General features: G+C 36.1%; 1 protein-coding gene. It reads left to right on the forward strand.

Annotated features, from left to right (window positions below; genetic code table 11):
• Positions 1–5 precede the first annotated feature (5 nt).
• On the forward strand, positions 6–219 hold a 214-nt coding region (locus tag AVJ19_RS21445), incomplete at its 3' end, for a transposase (protein ID WP_162626709.1).

The following is a 219-nucleotide window of genomic DNA, read 5'->3' on the forward strand; positions in this document are numbered from 1 at the left end:
TTACCATGAGCAAGAAACAGAAGACTTACACCGCAGAATTTAAAGTTGAAGCAATAAAATTGATTGAAGCCAATCAAGGCAATGTATCGGAAACAGCCAGACAACTTGGCATTTCAATGCAAACTCTTTCAAATTGGAATAATAAAGCAAAGACTGGCACCTTAGCAGGCACTAAACAATATTCACCTGATCTAAATGCCTTACTCGAAGAAAATAAAA

The organism is Acinetobacter sp. CFCC 10889 (assembly GCF_003268395.1).
GTDB lineage: Bacteria > Pseudomonadota > Gammaproteobacteria > Pseudomonadales > Moraxellaceae > Acinetobacter.